Raw genomic sequence first — 15,281 nt, forward strand, 5'->3', positions numbered from 1 at the left:
CGCTACTATTGCTCGCCGTAGACGGCTCCAGCACGAGTCACGAGAGCAGCGAGGGAAACTCACCAAACAAAACTGTCTCAGGCCGTGAGACGGTTTCAGGTGTTGAGACAAATCTACTCGGTGACTATAATCTGGTGTCACTCCTTTCCATAGTTGTGAGCGGACGAACCCGCCGCCGTTTGTGCGGACGAACGAAAGACAGCAAACGAAACACGGAGAAAACCAATGGCAAGCAGCACACAAGATATCGACATCGAACAAGAGCCCGCGGCACCGGCTGCGGAGAGCGAATCGGGACTAGACAGCAACGTCGCGGGGGCACTATCATACCTGTTCGGCATCGTGTCGGGACTGATCTTCTTCCTGATCGAGAAGGATGACCGATTCGTGCGGTGGCACGCCGCTCAGAGCATGGCGTTCAACGGTCTGCTCATTGTGACGTACATCGCCCTCACCTTCTTTGGGACGGTTGTATCGGTAGCATCGTTCGGCAGCAGTTCGGGCATGTTCCTCGTCGGGAGTCTGTTCTCGCTGATCCTCGGACTTGTGTGGCTCGTTGTTGCCGTCGGTGGGTTCGCCGCGTGGGTCTACCTGCTGGTCAAGGCCTACCAGGGTGAGACACCCCGCCTTCCGGTGGCGGCGGGCATCGCCGATAAGTTGGTCTGAGAAGAGATGAACGACCACGAACCAGGAGGAGAAATGACGGATACAACCGAACGACCATACAACGGGCGAGCGCGTCGGACCATCGCCACGAGAGCGATGCGCGCGAACGCCGCTCAACGTTCCGGCAACGGTCGATCCGACAACAGCGGAGATGGAATCGACAGTGACGGCGGTGCGGACGAAGACGGATCGGACGGGGAACTAACGTTCAAGACGTACACCGACGACGAGTACGGCTATCAGGTCACTCATCCCGTAGACTGGACGGTCGAGCCGGAGGCACCAGGCGGGGCGTCGTTCGGTGCCCGAGTTGGCTCGGCGGGAGCAGTAGTATACGTCGATGAGGGACTCGATCTCACGCTCGGGGAGTACGTCGCAGCTTTTATCGACGGTCTCGCGGCCGACGAACACGTCCGGGCTGTCGAGGCACTTGACCGTCGGGACATCGCGCTCGAAAGCGGCGAAACCGGCCGGGCGGTCGAGTACGCCTATCGGAACGGGATGTGCGACCAGCGCTGGCAGCTCGCGTATCTCTTCGTTCTCGACGGCACGACTGGCTACACCCTCGGGGTGGACTGGAACGACGACGATCGGCTCGAAGCGGTCGCCGTGCGGATCATCGAGTCGTTCGCCCTCGGAGCGGTCTAACTACGGATAGACGACAATGCAACACGACAAAGCAAACGGACAGGGGATTGACGGACGAACACCCCGGAATGCACGGGTGCTTACGACCCTAGTACTGGCCTTCGCGGTGGTCCTTGCGGGCTGTGCCGGCATCAGCGGTCTCGGCGGCGACAGCGGGAACGACAATGCGGGCGATGGCGTCGCTGAGGCCAACACTCCGAGCGGGGATGGGGCTGACGACGATGCCGAAGGTGACGACATGACCGCTACAGCCAATGGTGGCGACAGTGAGGCTAACGATGGAGGCGACCAGTCGTCCGATGCTATCTCGTCAAATGACAGTGCAGCCGACGACACCCCTTCCAAGAGTAGCGGTGCGGACAGTTCCTCAGCCAGCACTGCGCTGGATGGTAAAGAAGAGTGGTTCAACCTCTCGAAGCCGGGGCGGTATGTCTTCGAGATCGAGTCGGCCGAGGAGGGTACTGGGAGCATGAGCTTTGAAACCACAGAGGTCTCGAACGGACAGGCGACGGTGAGCTTCCAGTACGACCTTGGCGAGGAATCCTTCGAGTCGACCGTCACCGGACCGGTCGGTGAGGTCGAACCACAGATTGCCACCTCGCCCGCCTACGCGTACCTCACTGCGATCCGACTCGGAGGGGTGACTGCTGGGATGCTCAGCGGCGGCGAAGACCTCCAGGTCGGCAACGAGTTCTCACAGCAATCGGCTGAGGGATCGATGCATATTGAGGTCACTGGGACCGACTCGTATGCCGGCGTTGACTGCTACGTCATCGAGTCGCGGGTGAACGAGACGCTTACCCAGGAGACCTGCACCCAACAGGCGTTCAGCAGCGCACCCTATGTCGCCTTCTATGACGAGAACGGAAACCTCGAACAGCGGATCGAACTCGTTGAGTACGAACGAGAGTAACGTCTGGTGGCCCTGTGCCACTGTTATTTCGTCAGTTCCCACAAATCACGCACGGGATACCGATGGCATGATGGAGAAGATAGTCCAGAGTAGACAAAGTCACGATCAGTCTACTGACCAGTGTTGTTCGATCCGCTGTTCAATTGCAGCAACAACTGTCGACACGACATCGATCGGATGCAACGAGGTCCATGTGAGATCGATGATCTCGTCTCCTGCTGGCGGTTGATGAAAGTGGAGGCGTGCATTGTGAGGGTTCAGGTGACGATTCCATCGACATTCCCAGTGGTCTGCGGCCGTCGTTTCGACGTAGTGTATCGAGAAGTCGCCACTCGCAAACCAGCGAATATCCAGTCGAGCGGTTTCGACCGTCGGTGGATACCGACTCTCCTCACACAGGACGCGGAGGATTCGGGGCTCGTAGCTGTCGGGATCGAACTCGGTTGAAGCGACCAGCGGTTCGTCAGCGAGGATTCCTTCGAGGCTGATGTCGGCTAGGTTGGTGCTGAATGCACGGAATGGATGTTCGTTGCAGCCGGTTTCTTGCTGTGGAAAATGAGCCCCGAGCGGAATCGGGTCGTGATTTCAGGATCAGTGTCTCAAAGCGTGAAACAAATAAGCGTCCAATAGAGCTGCCGCTCACGAACGGGCGGTCACAGGGGACGGCCGAGCCTCAGTCAGGCGGATCGAGCCCGTGGTACTGCTTCGCCACGGTCAGAAACTGGTTGGCATCCACCCGCGGTGCGTACGTGCGGTTCTCACCGTCGATGGCAATCTTCACCAGCAGGTCCACCAACCGCCAAACGTTGTACGCTCATCTCGACAGACCGTAACATCGATCCTACTGGCGAATCACATGGCGATCAACGATGGACGAGGAGTCAGCTTGGGTCTTCCTCCCACCGCGTGAGCGATGCTTCGAGCGTCTCCGTCTCGCCCGGTTCGGCGAGACGGTGACGTGCGTCCACTGCGAGAAAGATGCTGTTGTCAAGCGGGGGACGACCGGCAAAGACGCCCAGCAATACTGGTGTAAGGCGTGCGAGACCTATTTCAACGACCTCACGCACACGCTCTTCGGCCAGCATCGGTTCGGCCTCGAAGAGATGTTCGACATCGTCAAGGAGATGCGATCTGAGCCGACCGCTCAGATCGCCCGGGACCTCGATCGAGACTACGAGGCCATCCTCAACTTCGTTCACAAAGTCCAGGATGTGAGCGGTGAAATCGACGAATTCGACCTCTACGACGTGTGTGAAGCCGACGAGGTCTACGTGACTGCTGGAGAGAAAGGAATCGAAGACGAGGAAGGGAGTCCGCGCGAGCGCGGACTCTCAAAAAGGGGCGCGGAACCTTCACGTCAGACAAACTACCTGTCCTGACACTCGTCCGTCGGGATGACGGACGAGTTCGATTTCTGGTGTGTAAGGATCTACAAGACGCCGATGAGAATATCTCCGAATACGGCGACGGAAGCGTCATTCTCTGCACTGACGGCTACACGATCTACGATGACATCGAAGACAAGAGGGAGTGGACGGCCATCTGGCCGTCACCCACTCCGACACCTACGTGATCGGTGACGCCCACACAAACACGTGTGAGAACCGCCACAGCTTCCTTCGCCAGTGGTTGGCGAAGTACCGAGGTGTCTCGAAACATCACCTCCAGAAACACCTCGGCTTCCGCGGACTGAAACTCAACTCACCGGACGACTGGTTCGAGAAACTGCTGTGTTACGATGTATCGGGATGAGCGTACCGTGTTTATCGATTGTTTGATCCCATCCACTTCCGAAGGGACGAACACGGTCGCTTCAACAGGCTCAAGCGGAAGAATCGAAAGCGTCGAGAGACTTGAGGACTCACGGAGGTCTTCGGAAGGCGTTTCGGCGATCCGGTCGTCAAGGGTGCGAAGCGCGCTGGCCAGCGCCATCGGTGAACCGATGACCGTTGCAGCAGTGCGGTCGGTGACGGACTCCCGAGCCCGTGAGAGGATCGAGACCGCAAACCGGCTGAGGTACTTCATGAAAACGGCGATCACCGAGAGCGCCATGCCAATGATCTGATTTGGAGGACCTGCGATCACGGTCAAGACGATTACAACAGGTAAAAGCACGACTCCGAGGACGAGTAGTGGGCCGAAAATGACCACCCGGAGGACGCTTTTGACCGGCCCACGCTCTGAATCGTCGTCGGTGTTCCCGTCGGAGTCGGCATCGTCGCCACTGGTGTGATCGAGGAACATCGCGTCTGCTCGGTTCTGGAGGCCGTCGGCAAGCACGCTCTCGCTCATGGCTTCTTCGCCGAACTTCGTGAGAAACACCACGTCGACGACGCCACGTTTCTCGTCGACGGCGCGACACCGCTACACGAAGCCTGCCGCCGCCGACGGCCTCGACTTCCGCTCCGAACGACACGGAAATCGTAACGCCGTCGAACGTGTCTTCCGCGAGGGAAAACGACGCATCTCCTCGTTCTCGAACTGTTTCAGTCATGCCGGCGCAGCAACTGCCGACGAGTGGTTACGATCGTTCGCCGTCGCATGGAATCTGCGTATCTGAACACTACCCTCCCGTCCACCGATCCGTATATGCGGTTTCGGAACCGCCGTGAGCCGGAGTGGCGAACGGTCGAGACGCCGTTTTCGAACGACTTCTTCGAGGGAGCTGAGCGTCGCATTACGGTACGATCACGCTCTTCGAGTGTGGTCAGCCGTCGCGTTACTCCGATCGCTCCGTCCGCTCGGCGGTCGACGAGTCGTCCGGATTCACGACACGTTTGCCACGCTCCTGCGGGACGACCGTTCGCTCGGCGTCCTCCCACTCCCGATCGAGCTCGCGGCCCTCGAACAGTCGATCGAGGAAGACGGCGAGCGAGGCGACCTCGGAGTGGGGCTGGTTGGTGACCCCGACGTTCCAGTCGGCGGCGTCGTACACCTCTCCAGCGACTTTCTCCGCACCGACGACCACGAGTAGCGGTGCGGAGCGGTGGGCGGTCCGGATGTCGGGCGCACAGTCCTCGATCGGGAGACCGTACATCGTGAGATGAACCATCTGTCCGTCCCACTCGCGGAGCAACGGTCGGTACGAGTCGCGTATCTCGACGTCGAACGGGCCGCCGAAGCGCTCGGTGATGTCGGAGACCGTCTCTTTTGGTCCGTCGGCGCTGCCGGCGAAGATCACCCGATCAGCCCCGAGTGCGCGCGCAGTCAGACCGACGTGGGTGCTCATCCGTTCGTCGCGGCCCGGTCGATGGCCGAGCCGGAGCACCCAGACCGGGGGTTCGTCCTGCATGGCGTGCTATCGTGCCGACTCGATGGCCGAGCTGATCGCGTCGAAGGAGTACCCGGAGACGGCGGTGTCGTTGACGAAGACCGTCGGCGTCCCGGTCACGCCGCGCTGCTCGCCCTGGTCGCGATTCCCCATGACCGTCGATTCGTACGACTGGTTCATCGCGGCGGTGCGGACGGGCTCGGCTTCGAGATCGAGCTGGTTCGCCAGCGAGCCGTAGAGCTCCTCGCCGAGTGACGACTGATTCTCGAAGAGCAGACCGGCGTACCGCCAGAACGCCGCGTCGTCGGTACGGTCCTGCACCGCGCGGGCGGCGTTCGCCGCGTAGTTCGACTGGTCGTTGACGACGGGCATGTCCCAGTGTTCGTACCGGATCGTGCCGGAGTCGATGTACTCGGACTGGATCTGTGGCAGGACATCGACGTTGTACGTCCGGCAGTGCGAACACGCGAAGTCCTCGAAGACCGCGACGGTCACGCTCGCCTCGGCGTCGCCCTTGACCGGGGCCGGGAGCGCATCGCCGCTCTGGCCGCTCGCGTTGCCCGAACTCCCGGAGCCTCCCGACGCACCGCCACCGAGACAGCCGGCGAGCGCGGTCGTGGCGAGGCCGGCGACCCCGAGCAGCGCTCGGCGGCGATTCATCGACGGCGGCCGAGTCCCGTTCGAAGAATCTGCGACCGATCCTCGGGATGGTTCCATTGGTCGTTCTTTCACCGCAGCGGCCATAAATCCCGCGACACCGTCGCGAGGCGAACGCTCGCGGGATCGGAAGACACATACTCGGTGGCTCGGCATCCGGGATATGGATTGTTCCGGCAAACGGCTGCTCGTGACCGGCGGGGCGGGTCTCGTGGGCTCGCATCTCGCGGCACGACTCGCCGATGACAACGAGGTGATCGTCGCGGACGACCTCTCGAAAGGCGATCGTGAGCGGGTTCCCGATGGGACCGAATTCGTCGAAGCCGACATGACCGATCCCGACGACGTGGCACGGGTCGTCACCGACGATCTCGACGGCGTGTTCCACTTCGCGGCGTACACCGACACCAACTACGCGAACCCCCGCCAGCTGTTCGAGGAGAACGGCGCGATGACGTACAACGTCCTCGAACGCATGCACGAGGTCGGGGTCTCGAACATCGCCTTCACCTCCTCGTCGACGGTGTACGGCGAAGCGCCGATGCCGACGCCCGAGGATTACGCCCCGCTCGAACCCATCAGCATCTACGGCGCGAGCAAACTCGCCGACGAGGGCATCCTCTCGACGTACGCTCACTCCCACGACTTCACGGTGTGGCTGTTCCGCTTTGCGAACATCGTCGGGCCACACCAGCGCGGCAACGTCGTGCCGGATTTCATCGAGAAGCTCGACGACGATCCCAGTGAGTTGGAGATCCTCGGCGACGGCCGCCAGGAGAAGTCCTACCTCCACGTCACGGACTGCGTCGAGGCCATCCAGCACGTTGTCGAACACGCCGACCAGTCGATGAACACCTACAACCTCGGAACGCGGACCACGACCTCGGTCACCCGGATCGCGGACATCGTCGCCGACGAGATGGGGCTCGATCCAGAGTACGCCTACACCGGCGGCGACCGCGGCTGGACCGGGGACGTTCCCCGGATGCGTCTCTCGGTCGAGAAGCTCGCCGCGCTCGGGTGGTCGCCCGAACTGTCGAGCGACGAAGCGGTCCGGCGCGGTGCGCGCGAGCTCATCGCGGAGCTGACCTGAACGCCATAGAACGGGCCCAAACGCGCCGCCGAGCCGATCGACTCAGATCGTAAGCTCGGTTCGTGCTTCGCAGTCGTGATTCTCGGCTTCGAGGGTCGCTACGACGGTGTGGGTGCCCGTGTCTGGACTCCCCCATTCGCCCTCGTAGGTGACGGTCTCACCGGGTGCGAGCTCTTGGGATTGGAGCGCCTGGGTGAACATCCGTCCCTGTGACCACCGCCAGCGCTCGTCGTCGCCGTCGAGTACCGCGAAGTCCGCGGTGCAGGAGTCACGAAAGGAGAGCGTCGCGGGCTCGCTACCCTCGTTTTCGACGGTGAAGACGAACGCGACTCGATCCTCGTCCGTCCGGGTGTCGAGCGTTCCGGTGAGCGTCATGGCGCAGGGGTTCGGTGTGGAGCGACAAAACCGTATGGGCGGACGGCAGCGGGTAGTGCGGAACGGGAGTGACGGAGATGGAACGGCAGTGATTTGCCGACCGCTTGCCTATCGCACGGCGTGCAGGTCGTCGGCTACGATTCCCGGCCGGACGAGCCAGCCCTCCTGATCGCCGTGGCGGGCGACGTGCGCCGTGAGGCGCTGGCCCCCGGGACGAAACTCACCTACACGCTCGGTGAGCGTCACTGTGCAGGCACGATCGACGGCGAGACGCACATCGCGTGCGACCGCGAGCGTGCGCCGTACTGTGAACTCCACACCGTGCCGTGGGCCGTGGCGAACAACCGCGATTCCGACGACGAGCACGCGATCTACCTCGCGGCGTTCGCACCCCGGGTGTTCAAGGTGGGCGTCACCCGATCAGAGCGACTCGACACGAGGCTGCGCGAGCAGGGGGCCGACCGTGCCGCACACGTCGAGATCGCCCCGGACGGCCGGATCGCGCGCAAGCGCGAGACTGCGATCGCCGACGACCACGGTGTTACCGAGCGGGTGCGAGTGCCGACCAAAATTCGGGGACTCGCCGACATCGTGGATGTGGAGGCCTGGGACGAACTGCTTTCGACGTTCGAGGTCCGCGACGAGTTCGCCTTCGAGGACGAACTCGATCTCGCCGAGCGTCCAGTCGCGGAGACGCTTCTCACCGGAACCGTGCGTGGCGTCAAGGGTCGTGTGCTGGTGCTCGATCACGCCGGGACGACCTATGCAGTCGATCTCCGGAGTTTGGTTGGCCACGAACTCACGACCGGCGCGACCGACCGGACGCTCCAGGCCAGCCTCACCGGGTTTCAGTGAGGGGGCGACCGGTCACCGAACGCTTTTCCGACGGGCCGGCGAACTCGGGCGCATGGCGAACGACGAACCTGACGACGAAAGCGTCGACACCACGGAGACGGACACCGAGCCCGACGCGAGCGAGGACGAGCAGTCCTTCCGCGATCGCGTCGAGGAGATCCGCGAGCAGCGCGCCGAGGAAGGCGAGCGCGAGGGTGACGACGATCGGAGCCGCGAGGAGCGCATGGAGGAGATGATGGGCGGCGGTGGCGGTCCCGGCGGCGGCATGGGTGGCGGCGGCAACCCGTTCGCCCAGATGATGGGCGGCATGATGGGCGGCGGTGGCGGTCCCGGCGGCGGCATGGGCGGGATGGGCGGCGGTCCCGGTGCGGGGCCTGGCGGTCCCAGCGAGGAGGGCGGCAACGAGGAGATGGTCCGCGAACTCCGCCAGCTCCGCGACGAAGTCCACGACGTCCGCCGGACGCTCGAACGGATCGCCGACGCACTCGAAGACTGAACGGTCGTCGTCATTCGCAACGCGGTTTTCTTTGCGGTAGCAGAGATTCGATAGCCGAGTTGAAAAGCGAGCCGACGCTACACGTCGCATGGTCGAGTGGTCGGCGGTCGCGTCCGGCATCGGCGTGGTGCTCGCAGCGGTCGTGGTCGGCCTTACGGTCGCGTTGCCCGAAGCGGTGTGGCCGATCGCGATCGGTGCGGTGCTCGCTACCGGGTTCGGCTGTGGCTACGTCGCCGGCCGCCGGTCGGGCGGTCGCTGGCGGGCGCGGGCACGTACCGGCAGTCTCGCAGGAGCACTCGGTGGTGCCGTGCTCGCGGCCGTCCTCTGGGCGAGCATGAGCAGAGCCGTGCCGCGCGTCGCAGACAGCACGTTCTGGGCGATCAACGACGTGATCGCGGCCAACACGATCGGGATCGAGCGGTTCCCGTGGCTCTACACCGGGACCACGCTGTTCGTGCCACTACTCGTGTTCGTGGTCTGCCTGTTCGCCGTCGAAGGCTGGATCGCCGGTGGCGTCACGTCCGGGACCCTCGATCGGTCGCCGGCGCGCTCCCGGTAGTCCTCTCGTCACCTGACGGACGACCGGTGATCGATCGTCGCCGCGTTCAGTCGGGAAAGCCGCTACCGAGCTCGATCGATTCGTCCTCTTGGCACTCGCCGACGAGCTTCGCGGGGTTGCCGACGACGGTGCAGTTCGGCGGCACCGACTCCAACACGACGGATCCGGCCCCGACGCTCGCGCCCTCGCCGATGGTGATGGGCCCCAACACCGTCGCATTCGAGCCGACGGTCGCGCCGTCTTCGAGGGTCGGGTGGCGCTTTTTGTCCTCCAGCGAGTCGCCACCGAGAGTCACACCCTGATAGAGCATGGCGTCGTCACCGATCTCTGCTGTCTCGCCGATCACGATGCCCGCGCCGTGATCGATGAAGAATCGATCGCCGATCTCGGCCCCTGGGTGGATCTCGACGCCGGTGAGAAAGCGAGCGATATGGGAGAGGAGTCGTCCAGCGAGGCGGTGGTCGCGCTTCCAGAGCGCGTTGGCGATCCGGTAGGCCCAGATGGCGTGGAGCCCCGGATACGCGAGGAGCACCTCGATCGTGTCCTTCGCCGCAGGGTCCTTGGTGAACGCCGTCCGGACGTCCTCCCGGATTCGGTCGAGGAACGAGAGCATGCGTGTCCGACTCAAGGAGACGACGGCGGATAAGCGGTCGGTATGTGGGTCCGTTTTGCCTCGATACCGTGGATCGAACGACTGTTCGGGAAGCGGCGGCCGTGGCGGAACAGTAAAGAAACACGGCCCGAACGAACGTTCATGGACTTCAGCCGGTCGGCCGAGCAGAAACAGATCGCGGAGATGGTCGCGGAGTTCGTCGACGAGGAGATCAAACCCCGTGCAGCCGAAATCGACCACGAGGACGAGTTCCCGCACGATCTCGTCGACGAGATGGCGGAGCTGGGACTCATGGGAATGCCGTTCCCCGAGGAGTACGGCGGCGCGGGACTCGACTATCACTCCTATGCGATCGGACTCTCGGAGATCGCACGGGGTTCGGGCGGGCTCGGTACCGTGGTCGCCGCCCACATCAGCCTCGCGGGCAACATGCTCTACGAGTTCGGTTCCGAATCCCAGAAAGAGGAGTACCTGACGCCGCTCGCGGAAGGGGAAGACATCGGCGCGTTCGCGCTCTCGGAGGCGGGCGCGGGCAGCGACGTGCCCGCGATGGAGACCACGGCAGAGAAAGACGGCGACGAGTACGTGGTCGACGGCGGCAAGCTCTGGATTTCCAATGGCTCGGTCGCCGACACCGTCACCCTGTTCGCGAAAACCGATCCCGACGCGGGTAACAAGGGGATCTCCTCGTTCGTCGTCCGTCCCGACGAGGACGACGGCTTTCACGTCGAGGGGACCGAGGACAAGCTCGGCGACAAGGGCTGTCCGACCGCGGAGCTGCGCTTCGACGGAATGCGCATCCCCGAGGAACGGCGACTCGGCGAGGAAGGCCGCGGGTTCGTCCACGCGCTCAAGACCCTCAATGGCGGTCGGATCACGATCGCCGCCCGCGGGGTGGGGATCGCCCAGGCCGCCCTCGACGAGGCGCTCCAGTATTCGCAGGACCGCGAACAGTTCGACCAGCCCATCAGCGACTTCCAGACCATCCAGCACAAGCTCGCGGATATGGACACCAAGCTCCAGGCCGCCCGGCTGTTGATGCACCAGGCGGCCGACCTGAAGATCCGTGGCGAGGACTACAGAAAGGAAGCCTCCCAGGCGAAGCTCTACGCCAGCGAGATCAGCAGAGAAGTCGCGAACGAGGGCATCCAGATCCACGGCGGCTACGGCTACACCAAGGACTTCCCCGCCGAGCGCTTCTACCGGGACGCCAAGCTCAACGAGATCTACGAGGGCACGAGCGAGGTGCTCAGAAACACGATCGCCCAGCAACTGCTCGACTGACGGCCGAAACGCCGCTGGGGATCTCGCTACACGACCTGCCTGACCGCCAGCACGGTCCCGACGCCGACCGCGAGCGACAGCAACAGGTTCCCGGTTTTGCGGGCGACCGCGACAGTGGTGGCTGCGGCGATCCACTCGGGAACGCCGCCCTTGGCGAGCGCAGGCGCGACGAAGGCGACGACGACCGCACCCGGAAGGACGTCGAGTCCGGCTTCGGCCCGTTCGGAGAGGTCGACGCGACCCACCAGCCAGAGCCCGCCGGCCTTGGTGGCGTACGTGACGAGCGCCATCCCGGCGACGAGGGTGAGCACTGCCGGATCGAGTGCGAGTGCGCTACCCATCGTGAGTCACCATCTCGATCCCAGCACCGGCGAGCGCACCGACGATGACGTACCACTCGCCGGGAAGGACGGCGTTCGTGGCGAGCGCGACGCCAGCGGCAGCAAGCCACGGTCGGACGGACTCGCGACCCTCCCAGAGTCCGGCGGCGAGCGTGAGGAAGAGCGCGATCACGACGAAGTCGAGCCCGTACTGTGCGGGGTCGCCAACGAGATCGCCAGCAGTCACGCCGACGACGGTCGCGACGATCCACAGTCCCCAGAGAATCAGTCCGCTACCGAGGAGGAACGCACCCCGTCGGCTGCCCGCCCGGAGCGTCGCGATCGTGAGCGCCCAGTTCTCGTCGGCGGTGAAGAAGACGCTGCCGTAGGCTGCACGCGGCGAGAGGTGGCGAAACCACGGCCGGAGCGCGGCCCCGAGCAGGAGATACCGGAGGTTGACGATCCCGACCGTGGCGACGACGGTGATCGCTGGGACTGAATCTGCCCAGAGCTCGACCGCGATGAGCTGTGCGGCCCCCGCAAGCACAGTCGCGCTCATCAGCCCGGCCTCCGCGACGCTCAGCCCGGCACGGCCGGCGAGCACGCCGAAGACGACGCCGTAGCCCGCGACGCCGGTCGCGACCGGGAACCCGGTGACGAACCCCTCACGGACGCCCGCGAGCGTGAACGTGACGTCCCCTCTCTCGCTCGAAGGCGTCGATCGCGGGGTCGTCTCGTTCGTCGAGTCCCGGTCCGTCGCGGCTCGCTCCCTCGACGTGTCGGTGTCAGCCACGATCGTCCCCTCGTGCGATGACGGTCATCGTGAGATCGCACGATCGCACCGTGGATAACCGCTTTGTGAACCGCGGTCGTCGACCGGGGACCCACGTGCTTTTGCTGTGGCCCGACGAACACGAATCGATGACCGACGGGACCGCCGAGGCGAACGGTATCACCGCCCGCTACACCGAAACCGAGACCGAGCGCGTGCTCGCGTTCGAGTCCGAGGGGCAGACTGCAGCGATCGCCCAGAACCGCGAAGGATACGCGATGCTCAAGGTGCGACCGACAGTCGAAAGCGACGAACTCGAACGGTACTACGGGTTCGACATGGCGCTCGACCACGCCGCCGAACTTCTGGGGGCATCGCCGAACGATCTTCCGGTGCCCGATCCCGCTGCCGACATGGGGATGTAGCCCATTAGATCGCGGTGAAGACGAGATACGGCACGGCGAACAGCAGGACTGTCATCACGAGGAGGATGGCACCGTAGCCGACGAACGTCCCGAGAACGGTCCGCCACGAGGGATGGTCGACCCCACCGGGGAGATACTGGTTCATATCCGATGGAGTGCCTGCTGGGGCTTAAATCCCACAGCCGTCGGAATCTCGATCACGCGCGGGACGCGCGATCGACGGGTCTCGTTCGGCGCTGCTCTTCCAGGAACCGGTTCGTCACCGCGAGCGCGACGTTGACCGCAGAGATCGCAGCCCCGAGCCACGCGCGATCAACGAGCCGTCCGAGGTCTCCACGAACCCACCGATAGCGATGACGAGAACCAGGCTGGTAACGGTGATGGCCACCGTCATCGTCGGTCTGCGGTTCTCGGTTCGGTAGGAGTGGAGGCCCGCAGCGACCGTGCCGAGACCGACCCAGGCAGCCCTATCCTTCCATCGTAATTCCGTCGCTCCGTTCGGTGTATGTTCCGCTAGCGATACCTGAAGGTGATCGTTCGTGGGGCCTCATGAACGACTACTGGGAGGGTGGCGCTTTTATCTGCTTGGCTACGGTGAGAACGCCATGGAGATCCGTTCGGCGGCCGATATCGAAAGCACCGAAGCGGTCGAGGGCGCTCACCTGCAGCGCCTGGCCGGTGGCGAGAAGGCGAACGTCCAGCGGTTCGTGATCGATCCCGGGGCCGTCGTCCCGGAGCACAGCCACCCACACGAGCAGGTCGGCTACGTGATCGAAGGGGAGCTGACGTTCACCGTCGACGGCGAGGAGCGTATCGTCGGCGCGGGCGACTCGTACGTTCTCGCTGGCGACGAACCCCACCGTGCGGAGAACCACGGCACGGACCAGGCGATCGGCCTCGACGTCTTCAGCCCGCCGCGGGACGATCCCGACTGGGAGGGATAGTCGATCGGGGTGAACCGAAACCGGCGCTCGAATCGCGGTTCACGTGGCGAGGGCGGCCACGGTTTCGGCGAGTGCCCGGGTCGCCGCCGTGCAGTCGGCCCAGTCGGTCCACTCGCGCGGACTGTGTGAGGCTCCATCCCGCGAGGGCGCGAACAGGAGGCCGGCGTCGGTCACGGACGCGACGTGCATCGTGTCGTGGGCAGCCCCGGAGTGCATCGCCAGCGACTCGATGTCCGCCTTCTCGCACCCTGCGTGGGTAGCCTCCCGATACCGTTCGCTCATCGGCGTGGGGCGGAGATCGAAGCTGCGCTCGAACTCCGTCGTAACGTCGCGGTCGCGAGTGATGCGGTCGAGGTTCGCCCGAGCACGTTCAACGATCGCGTTCATCGTGGCGTACTCGGTGCTCCGGACGTCGAGGCCCATCTCGACTCGGCCGGGAACGACGTTGGTCGCGTTCGGCTCGACCGTGAAGCCTCCCACCGTTCCGACCGCGGTGTCGTCCTCCGTCGTCGCTTCCCGGGCGGCCGACTCGACGTCGAGGACGAATTCGCTGGCCGCTGCGAGGGCGTCGTCGCGGTCGGCCATCGAGGTCGCGCCCGCGTGGTCGGCCTCGCCCTCGACGACCACCTCGCAGTGGGTGATACCGGTGATGGTGGTGACGATCCCGACCGGAACGCCCGCCGCTTCGAGCCGATCGTTCTGCTCGACGTGGAGTTCGAGCCACGCGTCCCACTCCCGCGCGTCGAGGCGTCCCTCCCCACGGAACCCGATCTCTGTCAGGGCCGCATCGAGGGTGGTGCCGTCGTCGTCGGCAAGGCCCAGTGCTGCCTCGACCGACCGCTCGCCGGCGGCGACCGACGATCCCAGCAGCCCCTCGGCGAAGCGCTGGCCTTCCTCCTCGGTGAAGCAGACGACCTCGATCGGACGAGCGGGTTCGATACCGGACTCCTGTACCGCGCGAACGGCTTCGAGCGCCGCGTAGACGCCGAGCGGTCCGTCGAAGATCCCACCCCGCGGCACCGAATCGAGGTGGCTCCCCGTCGCGACCGCCGGCGTGTCGGGGGCTACGTCGTCGGGAACCCACCGCCCGGCGACGTTGCCGACAGCATCGACCCAAACCGCGAGGCCGGCCGCTTCGAGACGGTCGACGAGGTACTCGCGCCCGCGACGGTTGGGCGGCGTCCCGGTGAGAACGGTCCGTCCGCGGCCCGTTTCGGCGTCGATCGCGCCGAACGCGGCGTTGGTCTCGATGTCCGATCGGAGTCGATCGCCGTTGATCTCCATATGAGGGGATCGACCCGCCCGTAGTACACTCTTCCGGCGACCGGCATTGCGAAACGACGATGGGGATCGTTTCGCTGTCCGTTCCTGTTCCTGCGTTGCTCAGGGG

General features: G+C 64.4%; 19 protein-coding genes and 2 pseudogenes. 12 read left to right on the forward strand and 9 right to left on the reverse strand.

Going from position 1 to position 15,281, the window contains the following annotated elements; all coding sequences use genetic code 11:
- Positions 1–225: 225 nt before the first annotated feature.
- The 4 genes and pseudogenes from PHA81_RS12000 (at position 226) to PHA81_RS12015 (ending at position 3,979) form a co-directional block, all read left to right on the forward strand.
- On the forward strand, positions 226–666 hold the full coding sequence (locus PHA81_RS12000) for a DUF4870 domain-containing protein (RefSeq protein WP_005042978.1): 441 nt from the start codon (positions 226–228) through the stop codon (positions 664–666).
- Between the two features lie 33 nt (positions 667–699).
- Complete coding sequence (locus tag PHA81_RS12005; RefSeq protein WP_241430323.1) at positions 700–1,314, forward strand: hypothetical protein; 615 nt, start codon at positions 700–702, stop codon at positions 1,312–1,314.
- Positions 1,315–1,330: 16 nt separating this feature from the next.
- On the forward strand, positions 1,331–2,227 hold the full coding sequence (locus PHA81_RS12010; protein ID WP_193790513.1) for a hypothetical protein: 897 nt from the start codon (positions 1,331–1,333) through the stop codon (positions 2,225–2,227).
- Between the two features lie 869 nt (positions 2,228–3,096).
- Positions 3,097–3,979 (forward strand): annotated as a pseudogene (locus tag PHA81_RS12015) (IS1595 family transposase).
- Here PHA81_RS12015 and PHA81_RS12020 read toward each other — a convergent pair.
- Positions 3,929–4,519 (reverse strand): hypothetical protein, encoded by a 591-nt coding sequence (locus PHA81_RS12020; protein WP_005042987.1) that lies wholly within the window; start codon positions 4,517–4,519, stop codon positions 3,929–3,931. The pseudogene PHA81_RS12015 and the gene PHA81_RS12020 overlap by 51 nt on opposite strands.
- Here PHA81_RS12020 and PHA81_RS12025 point away from each other — a divergent pair.
- Positions 4,511–4,787 (forward strand): annotated as a pseudogene (locus tag PHA81_RS12025) (IS6 family transposase); the annotation flags it as partial. The gene PHA81_RS12020 and the pseudogene PHA81_RS12025 overlap by 9 nt on opposite strands.
- Before the next feature lie 159 nt (positions 4,788–4,946).
- Here the strand turns inward: PHA81_RS12025 and PHA81_RS12030 are convergent.
- Positions 4,947–5,519 (reverse strand): tRNA (cytidine(56)-2'-O)-methyltransferase, encoded by a 573-nt coding sequence (locus tag PHA81_RS12030; RefSeq protein ID WP_005042993.1) that lies wholly within the window; start codon positions 5,517–5,519, stop codon positions 4,947–4,949.
- Positions 5,520–5,525: 6 nt separating this feature from the next.
- Positions 5,526–6,158, reverse strand: a complete 633-nt coding sequence (locus PHA81_RS12035; protein ID WP_005042994.1) for a thioredoxin — start codon at positions 6,156–6,158, stop codon at positions 5,526–5,528.
- A 160-nt stretch (positions 6,159–6,318) separates the two neighbouring features.
- Between PHA81_RS12035 and PHA81_RS12040 the strand changes: the two genes are divergently transcribed.
- Positions 6,319–7,248 (forward strand): NAD-dependent epimerase/dehydratase family protein, encoded by a 930-nt coding sequence (locus tag PHA81_RS12040; protein ID WP_005042996.1) that lies wholly within the window; start codon positions 6,319–6,321, stop codon positions 7,246–7,248.
- 42 nt (positions 7,249–7,290) lie between these two features.
- Here the strand turns inward: PHA81_RS12040 and PHA81_RS12045 are convergent, their stop codons facing one another.
- Positions 7,291–7,623, reverse strand: a complete 333-nt coding sequence (locus PHA81_RS12045; protein ID WP_005042998.1) for a BsuPI-related putative proteinase inhibitor — start codon at positions 7,621–7,623, stop codon at positions 7,291–7,293.
- Positions 7,624–7,743: 120 nt separating this feature from the next.
- Here PHA81_RS12045 and PHA81_RS12050 point away from each other — a divergent pair, with 120 nt between their 5' ends.
- From PHA81_RS12050 to PHA81_RS12060, 3 genes are all read left to right on the forward strand, one after another.
- The gene (locus tag PHA81_RS12050) at positions 7,744–8,478 is read left to right on the forward strand and encodes a DUF2797 domain-containing protein (RefSeq protein ID WP_005043000.1); all 735 of its coding nucleotides are present in this window, start codon (positions 7,744–7,746) and stop codon (positions 8,476–8,478) included.
- A 52-nt stretch (positions 8,479–8,530) separates the two neighbouring features.
- A complete protein-coding gene (locus PHA81_RS12055) occupies positions 8,531–8,974 on the forward strand; it encodes a hypothetical protein (protein WP_005043003.1) in 444 nt (147 codons plus the stop codon).
- 88 nt (positions 8,975–9,062) lie between these two features.
- On the forward strand, positions 9,063–9,533 hold the full coding sequence (locus PHA81_RS12060; protein ID WP_273836959.1) for a hypothetical protein: 471 nt from the start codon (positions 9,063–9,065) through the stop codon (positions 9,531–9,533).
- A gap of 46 nt (positions 9,534–9,579) precedes the next feature.
- Here PHA81_RS12060 and cysE read toward each other — a convergent pair whose 3' ends face one another.
- Positions 9,580–10,146 carry a serine O-acetyltransferase gene (cysE, locus tag PHA81_RS12065; RefSeq protein ID WP_005043006.1) on the reverse strand — a complete coding sequence of 189 codons (567 nt, stop codon included), beginning with the start codon at positions 10,144–10,146 and terminating at the stop codon, positions 9,580–9,582.
- A gap of 141 nt (positions 10,147–10,287) precedes the next feature.
- Here cysE and PHA81_RS12070 point away from each other — a divergent pair, with 141 nt between their 5' ends.
- A complete protein-coding gene (locus PHA81_RS12070) occupies positions 10,288–11,430 on the forward strand; it encodes an acyl-CoA dehydrogenase (RefSeq protein WP_005043008.1) in 1,143 nt (380 codons plus the stop codon).
- Positions 11,431–11,456: 26 nt separating this feature from the next.
- On the opposite strand, the gene PHA81_RS12075 is transcribed toward PHA81_RS12070, so the two are convergent.
- Both PHA81_RS12075 and PHA81_RS12080 read right to left on the reverse strand, forming a co-directional pair.
- Positions 11,457–11,771, reverse strand: coding sequence for an AzlD domain-containing protein (locus tag PHA81_RS12075; RefSeq protein ID WP_005043011.1), 315 nt, complete (start codon positions 11,769–11,771; stop codon positions 11,457–11,459).
- Complete coding sequence (locus tag PHA81_RS12080) at positions 11,764–12,543, reverse strand: AzlC family ABC transporter permease (RefSeq protein WP_273836960.1); 780 nt, start codon at positions 12,541–12,543, stop codon at positions 11,764–11,766. The genes PHA81_RS12075 and PHA81_RS12080 overlap by 8 nt, the downstream gene beginning before the upstream one ends.
- Positions 12,544–12,671: 128 nt before the next feature.
- Between PHA81_RS12080 and PHA81_RS12085 the strand changes: the two genes are divergently transcribed.
- Entirely contained in the window at positions 12,672–12,947 is a 276-nt protein-coding gene (locus tag PHA81_RS12085; RefSeq protein ID WP_005043016.1) for a hypothetical protein, read from the forward strand.
- Between the two features lie 4 nt (positions 12,948–12,951).
- On the opposite strand, the gene PHA81_RS12090 is transcribed toward PHA81_RS12085, so the two are convergent.
- Positions 12,952–13,092, reverse strand: coding sequence for a hypothetical protein (locus tag PHA81_RS12090; RefSeq protein ID WP_005043019.1), 141 nt, complete (start codon positions 13,090–13,092; stop codon positions 12,952–12,954).
- Between the two features lie 460 nt (positions 13,093–13,552).
- Here PHA81_RS12090 and PHA81_RS12095 point away from each other — a divergent pair, with 460 nt between their 5' ends.
- Positions 13,553–13,891 (forward strand): cupin domain-containing protein, encoded by a 339-nt coding sequence (locus tag PHA81_RS12095; protein WP_273836961.1) that lies wholly within the window; start codon positions 13,553–13,555, stop codon positions 13,889–13,891.
- A gap of 39 nt (positions 13,892–13,930) precedes the next feature.
- Here PHA81_RS12095 and PHA81_RS12100 read toward each other — a convergent pair whose 3' ends face one another.
- A complete protein-coding gene (locus tag PHA81_RS12100; protein ID WP_005043022.1) occupies positions 13,931–15,175 on the reverse strand; it encodes a Zn-dependent hydrolase in 1,245 nt (414 codons plus the stop codon).
- Positions 15,176–15,281: the final 106 nt, after the last annotated feature.

It is taken from the genome of Halococcus sp. PRR34 (assembly GCF_028617175.1).
GTDB classification, from domain to species: domain Archaea; phylum Halobacteriota; class Halobacteria; order Halobacteriales; family Halococcaceae; genus Halococcus; species Halococcus salifodinae.